Source organism: Brevibacillus invocatus (assembly GCF_003710915.1).
GTDB lineage: Bacteria > Bacillota > Bacilli > Brevibacillales > Brevibacillaceae > Brevibacillus > Brevibacillus invocatus.
In genome coordinates this window covers 53,994-61,595 of the sequence record NZ_RHHR01000039.1, presented here as the reverse complement: position 1 = coordinate 61,595, position 7,602 = coordinate 53,994, and the positions used below count along the sequence as shown (strand labels likewise).

6 protein-coding genes and 1 pseudogene are annotated in these 7,602 nt (G+C 49.9%); 4 read left to right on the top strand and 3 right to left on the bottom strand.

Features of this window, described 5'->3' with window-relative positions:
* Nucleotides 1-197 (bottom strand): annotated as a pseudogene (locus EDM52_RS24980) (IS5/IS1182 family transposase); the annotation flags it as partial.
* A 494-nt stretch (nucleotides 198-691) separates the two neighbouring features.
* Between EDM52_RS24980 and EDM52_RS19350 the strand changes: the two are divergent.
* The 4 genes from EDM52_RS19350 (at nucleotide 692) to helD (ending at nucleotide 5,290) form a co-directional block, all read left to right on the top strand.
* Complete coding sequence (locus tag EDM52_RS19350) at nucleotides 692-1,066, top strand: DUF423 domain-containing protein (protein WP_122910586.1); 375 nt, start codon at nucleotides 692-694, stop codon at nucleotides 1,064-1,066.
* An 83-nt stretch (nucleotides 1,067-1,149) separates the two neighbouring features.
* On the top strand, nucleotides 1,150-1,998 hold the full coding sequence (locus EDM52_RS19345; protein WP_122910585.1) for an arylamine N-acetyltransferase: 849 nt from the start codon (nucleotides 1,150-1,152) through the stop codon (nucleotides 1,996-1,998).
* Between the two features lie 80 nt (nucleotides 1,999-2,078).
* On the top strand, nucleotides 2,079-2,705 hold the full coding sequence (locus EDM52_RS19340; RefSeq protein WP_122910584.1) for a DUF6143 family protein: 627 nt from the start codon (nucleotides 2,079-2,081) through the stop codon (nucleotides 2,703-2,705).
* Between the two features lie 233 nt (nucleotides 2,706-2,938).
* Nucleotides 2,939-5,290 carry an RNA polymerase recycling motor HelD gene (gene helD / locus EDM52_RS19335; RefSeq protein WP_122910583.1) on the top strand — a complete coding sequence of 784 codons (2,352 nt, stop codon included), beginning with the start codon at nucleotides 2,939-2,941 and terminating at the stop codon, nucleotides 5,288-5,290.
* A gap of 68 nt (nucleotides 5,291-5,358) precedes the next feature.
* Here the strand turns inward: helD and EDM52_RS19330 are convergent, their stop codons facing one another.
* Both EDM52_RS19330 and EDM52_RS19325 read right to left on the bottom strand, forming a co-directional pair.
* Complete coding sequence (locus EDM52_RS19330) at nucleotides 5,359-6,606, bottom strand: MDR family MFS transporter (RefSeq protein ID WP_122910582.1); 1,248 nt, start codon at nucleotides 6,604-6,606, stop codon at nucleotides 5,359-5,361.
* A complete protein-coding gene (locus tag EDM52_RS19325; RefSeq protein WP_122910595.1) occupies nucleotides 6,603-7,532 on the bottom strand; it encodes an ArsR/SmtB family transcription factor in 930 nt (309 codons plus the stop codon). The genes EDM52_RS19330 and EDM52_RS19325 overlap by 4 nt, the downstream gene beginning before the upstream one ends.
* Between the last annotated feature and the right edge of the window lie 70 nt (nucleotides 7,533-7,602).

Here is a 7,602-nt window from a genome sequence, read left to right as displayed (position 1 = left end):
ACGATTCGAGCGACCAAAGAATACAGCATAGCAGCATAATTCAACTCAGTAGGAGCTCCATAGATCGACTTTTTGGAGATAACACAAAGAATCGGATCGATGTCAAGGGTGGAAAAAATCGCTCCAAATCGTTGGGGAGGTTCTAAATCGAATAATTCTTGTATATCAAACAGGCTTCCTTGTCTTATAATGGACATTGGGAGTCACCTCCAGTTCTCATAAGTTTTGGTCGTACTTAACTTATTAGAGATTTGGGGAGGTACTCCTTTTTCTATGCTCAAAAAACCTTGAGCCCGTAGGGCTCAGATTTATGAAATTGATTCACATCACAAGAATTTTTTTTGCTATAGTAACAAACAGACAGGAGGTATACAGACATATGAGTGTACGTTGACGGTTGATGAATTTCTCATTTAATCCCATATTTTTTCTGAAAATTCAGTAAATAATATTCCGCTATTCAGAGAAAGCCATTTACTCATATCCAGTTCACCTCCTGGTACAGTGGAGGCTTGGTAACCCACTGTATTGCTTCATTATATGCCTGGCGATGAGAGAGGTTTGTACGATTGTCCGCTTACACAGTTCATGAATTTGCAATTGGGCATGAACCGTCCACATGGGGTACAATGAAAGAGGATTACTAGCGGATGCGACCATCTGCTTTACCCAAAAAGGAGTGGACCACTTCATGAAGCTGTTTCTGATGCTTGGCAGTATCAGCGGATTTTTATCGGTGGCGCTGGGGGCATTCGGTGCTCACGCGTTAAAAGAAAAATTGGACGAATATTCACTGGGGATTTTTCATACGGGTGTTACCTACCAGACAACTCACGCATTGGCCCTGATCCTCGTTGCCCTGCTGATCAAATGGTACCCTGATTCTACGGGTCTCACCTGGGCAGGCTGGAGCTTTTTCGTCGGAACCTTGATTTTTTCGGGCAGTCTTTACACGTTGGCGATGACAGGAATCAAAGTATTGGGTGCAATTACCCCAATCGGAGGCGTCCTGTTCCTCATCGGCTGGGCACTGCTGGCTATTCATGCCTGGAGGGCAGTTTCTTAAAAAATTTAGATACACACGGATAAACGCCCATCTCAGATAACAACTTCTGCATACGGGCGTTTTTATTTTTGAGGAGGATTCTTATGCACCGTTTGCCTGATTGGGCGCTATCCTACCTGCAGCGCTTGCGACTGGAGCAAAAATCACCCGATCTTTCGTTTCTCAGTGAGCTTTCCCGCGCACACATGCAAATTTTCCCCTACGAAAATGTGAGCAAGCTGCACTTCTCGCAAGGAACGAACCGAAAGCTCGTCCCCTCGCCCGAAGAATACATCGCCAATGCCATTCGCTATGACTACGGCGGCACATGCTTCGCCAACAACGGATCTCTCTTGGCCCTGCTGCGTGCCTTGGGCTATCAGGGACATCTCGTTCCTTTGTCCGACACGCATACGGCTATTCTCGTGAGAGGGCTGCTGGACCATGATGAGCCTGTCTACGTCGATATGGGCGCCGCCGCTCCAATCTTTGAACCGGTCAGATTCCTCACTGATTCTGAACAGAAAGCATCCCGCTTTGGGATCGACTCTGTGCGGATCGTTCCGGATGCCGTGCAGCCAAACCGCTTCCGCTTCAAGCGCATGAGGCGCGGAGAACTGGTGAGCGAAAAGTGGAATTTTGACCCCAGTGAAGCGAGAGAATTGCACGATTTATCCGAATCGATTGAACGTACATACCAGCCAACGGCCACATTCATGGGCTGTCTTCGCATCCAGCTCTTCCAATTGGAGCGCAAACGCGGCATCTCCTTGTTGAATAACTCTCTGTATATCATGAACGAAGAAGGCGACGAACAAAAAACGCTCTTGAGCAGCATAGATGAGTTGGAAGCAGTTGTTTCTGAGGAATTCGGACTACCTCGCATGCCCGTCCGGGAAGCGGTCGGCATATTGCTGCAATTTGGAGTAGACGTGTTTGCCCCAGAACCTTAAGAATACCTCTTCCTCATTCACAACGACAGGACATTTGCCATATGCTGTAGAGTTATTACCCCACTGAAGGAGAGAAACATATGGCAAAGTCCTCCTACTCGCAACCCTCCTATTATTTCGGAATGCCAGATATGTACATGCAGATGGGGTATTACCCCTTTCCTACACCATCCGCTCCTGAACAGACGCCGAATCAAGTGATGATTCCCTATGCCATGTCCATGTCTTCACATTGCAGATATTTTTTGGGCCAGACAGAAAAAATCGATATCAGCGAAGGCGCCCAGGGCTTTGGAGCTTTGGTCAATCCGCTTCGCTCCGGCGTGCAGCTCTACGTGAATGACTGGTACGTCAGCAACTTTTCTGCCCAAGCGGTGGAAATGAATATCTGGTTCGGCCCTGCTCGTTCCGTAGTCGGTGCAAAAGCCTCTAACCAGATTACTCCGGGTTTTGTACAGCTTTCTCCTTGCCCTGCTCCACACGGACAACTCCTCTTCTCTTCCGCTGATTCCGCCCGGCCCTCCAACGGTTCGATAGCTTCTACGCGAATTCTCCCTCCGATGACGACGATTGGTGCCGAGAAAAACGGGCATTGGATTCTATCACCCGGCACTGCGATGATGGTGCATGTTCCCGCTCAGACTGAACGAGAATCTGCTGAAATGGTGTTCGCGATCGGTTGGTGGGAGCAGCCTGTATTCGGTTGAGCTTGATCCGTTTCGAAATCAAAAAAGGAGTGCATCTAGCACTCCATCATGTTTTTATCAAATTTACACAACCACGTTGAAAAGCCAATTATCCTATGTTAAGATGGTAATTGGTGTTTATGATTAAAAACGAGTATTTAATTATCTCACTTTACTTATTTCATCATATCACATTCACACTCAGTTGTCAACGACCCAGCAGCAACAAATCAGATACAAAAAGGAGCGGTACAATGAGCGTGACTGACCAAGACAAGCGCGAAGAAGTGGAGCGCGTTTCACAGGTCATAGCAGTGATCAACAATCGAATAGACGCACTGGCCCAGCAAGTGAGCGAGGTGAGCACGGACATTGTCGGCATCCGCAAACACTTCTGGGATGATGTGACAGTCAACTTCGAAGACGTGACAGAAGCAGCGGAAACCTATGCCAGCATCAAACAGCAAGCAGAGGTTCTTTCCGAGCGGGAGCGCTCCCACCGACATGCCCTGAAGCAGTTGAAGACGATGAAACGCCTCGTGCAAACCCCTTACTTTGGGCGAATCGATTTCGTAGAGGCAGGCGAAGACTCGGCTGAATCCATCTATTTGGGAATTGCCTCCTTATTGGATGAAAAGGATGAGCACTTTCTCATTTACGACTGGCGTGCGCCGATCTCCAGTCTGTACTACGATTATCCGCCAGGACCCGCCCAGTACGAGACACCAAGCGGCTCCATTGCGGGGGAAATCACGTGCAAACGCCAATACATGATCCGCGATGGCCAATTACTCCACCTCTTTGATACAAGTGTGACGATTGGGGATGAGCTGCTGCAGGAGGTCCTGGGCAAACAAGCTGACACCCAGATGAAAAGTATCGTCGCCACGATCCAGAAAGACCAGAACCAGATCATCCGCAATGAAAAAAGCAAGCTAGTCATCGTCTCCGGTGCAGCTGGCAGCGGCAAAACCTCCGCAGCCATGCAGCGCATCGCTTACCTGCTGTACCGCTATCGCAAAACCCTTCAGGCGGAGCAGGTTGTCCTGTTTTCGCCCAACTCTCTTTTTAACAGCTATGTCTCTACCGTCCTCCCGGAGTTAGGCGAGGAAAACATGCAGCAAACCACCTTTCAGGAATATACCGAGCATCGGCTGGGCGCTTATTTTGATTTGGAGCATCCGCTGGAGCAGATGGAATACGTCCTGTGTTCCATGCAGGAGCCTGAGTACAACGCGAGGCTGGAAGGCATCCGCTTCAAGTCTTCAGCGCTATTCATGCAGGTCATCGATCATTATGCCGAAAGCCTCAAGCGATCCGGGCTGCACTTTCACGACCTTACCTTTCTCGACCGTACGCTGATCCCGTCGGACCAAATCCACGACTATTTCTACTCGCTGGATCCATCACTTCCGATCCCTAATCGGATGAGCCTAGTCGCCAGATGGCTGCTTGCGGAATTGAAAAGGCTCGAACGCACAGAACGTAACAAGCCTTGGGTGGATGATGAACTGGAGCTTTTGGACAAAGAGGATTTCGTCAAAGCCTACCAGTCCTTGCGCCGAAAAAATCAATATCGCGACGACTCCTTCGACGATTTCGACCGTGAACGTGATCTGCTGGCAGCACGAATCGTGACTCGCCTGTTTAAACCACTTCGCGCCGAGATCCAAGAGCTCGGTTTTATCGACTCACAGGCTGTCTATCGTCAGCTGTTCAGCCAGCCTGAGCTCCTCTCGTCCTTTTTGCCCGCTGCGGATTGCCCTGAAGACTGGACTACCATCTGCGCTCATACTTTAGAGCGGCTCGACCATAAACAGTTAGCTTACGAGGATATCCCAGCGTTTCTTTACTTAAAGGAGCGGCTGGAAGGCTTCCAAACAAACACCCTCGTTCGCCATGTCTTTATCGATGAAGCTCAGGATTACTCACCGTTCCAATTTGCTCTGATTCAGCGCCTCTTCCCGCGGGCCAAGATGACCGTACTGGGAGACTGGAATCAGGCTATTTACGCGCATGCCTACGACAGCAGCAGCTTTGAGGGCGTATCCTCCCTCTACGAGCCTGAACAGACCGAGATGTTTTTGCTGACCAAAAGCTATCGATCTACGCGGCCAATCGTCTTGTTTACCAGACAGCTGATCGCTGGTGGAGAACAGATTGAGCCCTTCCATCGAGACGGCCTTGTGCCAAGTATTACCTCGGCTGCCCATGAAGCAGCGCGAATAGACATGATTCACTCACGCATCCTGGAAATGCAAAAGAACGGTCATCAGACCATCGCCATTATTACCAAGACAGCGGCTGAAGCTGAAAAAGCCTATCAGCAACTGCACGAGCTCATTACGCTCCGCTTGATCAGCAGTCATACGATTTCGTTTGATACAGGCGTTCTGATCATCCCCTCCTACCTGGCCAAAGGAGTAGAATTTGACGCCGTCGTCATCTATGATGCGTCTCGCGCACAATACCAGCATGAGCGGGAGCGAAAGCTGTTTTACACAGCCTGCACGCGGGCCATGCACGAGTTGCATCTGTTCTACATCGGGGAGATCAGCCCGTTTCTTCTGGACATATCTCCTGACAGCTACGTCTGGAATCACTAATCAATTATTCAAAAAGGGGAGCAACAGCGAAAACTCACGCTGTACTCCCCTCTTTCTATAGGGCTGGACTATCCCGCACGATCCATCTGTTGGCTTTGCAGCTTTTGCCGTTTGAGATGCACATTTTTACCAATCCAGTAAAAGATCAGACTAAACACGGCCAGAAAAGCCATGAACAAAAACATGGTCGGCCCTCCGTACGCAAACAGGATCATCCCGCCTACCCACGGTCCGAGAAAGCTGCCTAATTCACTGATGCTCTGCGCTCCATAATACGTACCGCGCATCCTCGGAGGAGTGATCTGGTCAATCTGGGCATACTCGGCAGGAAGAATCAGGATCTCACCCAGCGTAAACACGACCATCGCGGTCACGAATCCACTCCATCCTGATGAAAATGCAAAGCCCACCTCGCCTGCTGCCATCAGCACTGCCCCCACTACGATGCGTGAGAAAAGCGTATAGCGCTCCACAAAACGCGTCATCGGAATCTGCAGCAGCAAGACCGTCAGCCCGTTGACACTCATCATCACCCCAAACAAGGCCACACCCTCTGCGATATCGCTGCGCAAATACTGGGATAAAGTAACTGACATCTGGCCGTGTACGGTCACCAGCAAAATACCGCCGATGACGAAAGCGAGCAACGCAGTATCTCGACTGAGAACCTGCCACATCTGTTTGAGCCCTGGCTTCTCCTCCGCCTCGACCGAGGTCTGGGCTGTTTCTTCGTCACCCACCCCGTACTTGCGACATGCCACGCTCAATGCAACGGCAAAGACAATATAGGAGAATCCAGTCAACCAAAAGGTAAGACCGCTTCCTGCAATCCCCAAAAAAGCTCCCACTACCGGACCGATGGTAACCCCCAGGTTGATCGCCATATACCGATTGGAAAAAACGCGAAATCGCTTATCCTCTGGTGTCAAATCTCCCATCATCGCTTTGGAAACTGTACTGAAGAAGGAGCCTGCCAAGCCTTTCAAGAGACTGATCAGCAGCAATGCCATCGGATGAGAGACCAGTACAAAGGCCATAAACGAAACAGCCATCGCCAGCATCGACAGAATCATCAGCTTCCGTCTGCCGAACAAATCGGATAGAACGCCTCCCAAAAAGCCGCCAAACGTTCCTGCCAACGGCCCCGCACCAGCAATGACGCCAATCATAGCAGGACCAAGAGTCGTCGATTCACTCAAATAAATCGCCAGAAAGGGCATGCTCATCATTTGAGTTAGCATGACAAAAACGGTTCCCCCCATCAATAGATGGACAACGGGATGATAAGCCTGCCATGCTTCTTTTATTTTGTTCATCTGGTGTTTCCTCCAATGGCGAGGAAGGTGCGCAGAAGTTGCGGCAACTGTTCCACGAATGATTCTCGCAGGCTGTAATACGAGGCATTCATATTGCCTGTATAATGCGCACGAATAAGACCTGAACGTCGCAATGCCGATACATGATGATGCACCGTGCTTTTTGCAAGCGAAACCTGCTTTTGCAAATCCCCCAATGTGCAGGGCCGTTCTGCCAGACACCGTAAAATGTGCAGTCGTTTTTCATCCGCAAGACATTGGGTTATCGGTAGCAGCTCCATGAGGGGATCTGCATGCTCCCGCGCTGCGTCTGCTACCGGATACAGACAGGTAGCCAAACCGCGGTAGAAGTCGAGGACGGAGGATTGGGCAGAGTGATATTGCGGAACCAATACGACATGCTGCAATTCCTCTGTCGGTTCAATCCAGATTCCCTTCGTCGCATGATCGATCAACGCTATCGGCTCCATCTTATTGGCCAAATGCGCCAGCTCTCTGGCACTCCTCTCCAGATTGCCCAAAATACGAGGCTCCAGCTTGGAGAAGTAATGTTCATTCCAGCGCCGAAGCAAAGACAAACTGCGGTCGCGAATCTCCCCGAGATTCAAGGGAATCGTCTCGACCCAAGGTGCCAAGCGCTCGTAAATCTCTCCAGGCGGAATGCGTTCCAGCCAATCGAGAAAATCCTCTACTCCCGCTTTGGCTGGGGACTGAGCGACTAACAGAACGATCCGATGGAGCACCTCCCAGCGTTCGTCCGCCAGTTCTTGGGCAAAATCCGGGGGCAGCATTCGTGCAGTTTCTTCCTTCCAGCCCAGCCCCATCGGCAGATTCTTACGTTCCTTTTCATAAATGAAAGCATACAGACTGATCACACATTCATACGCGGCAGACCATTCGATTTTTATAGAATACATTTTATCCATTCGATCACCATCGAACAATTATTTTTTTCCAGTTTATCACATCTCATCTCATTCTGTATAGAAAAAAAGA